Origin of the sequence: Burkholderia sp. Ac-20392 (assembly GCF_017104585.1) — a bacterium.
GTDB lineage: Bacteria > Pseudomonadota > Gammaproteobacteria > Burkholderiales > Burkholderiaceae > Burkholderia > Burkholderia lata.
Genome location: NZ_JAAGPB010001201.1, coordinates 1 through 347 on the forward strand (window position 1 = coordinate 1; position 347 = coordinate 347).

Annotated in this window: 2 rRNA genes; both read right to left on the reverse strand. The window is 51.6% G+C overall.

The features are described from left to right. Positions 1-112, reverse strand: a 5S ribosomal RNA gene (rrf, locus tag G3N99_RS41610); the annotation flags it as partial. A gap of 131 nt (positions 113-243) precedes the next feature. Then, positions 244-347: ribosomal RNA gene (locus G3N99_RS41615) — 23S ribosomal RNA — on the reverse strand; the annotation flags it as partial.

A 347-nucleotide genomic window follows, 5' to 3' on the forward strand; every position in this document is an offset into this window, starting at 1 on the left:
CCTGACGATTACCTACTTTCACACGGGAATCCGCACTATCATCGGCGTAGAGTCGTTTCACGGTCCTGTTCGGGATGGGAAGGGGTGGGACCGACTCGCTATGGTCATCAGGCAAAGAGGGTTGTTGCGCTGGCTTCGCAGCACAACCAATCTTGGAAGAAGCAGTAATTTTGAGTTGTGTGTATCACACACGAGAATCAACCAGTCCGACGCGCTGTGTTCAGCGCGAGACAGACTTGTTATAGGATCAAGCCTTACGGGCAATTAGTATCAGTTAGCTGAACGCATTACTGCGCTTACACACCTGACCTATCAACGTCCTGGTCTCGAACGACCCTTCAAGGGGA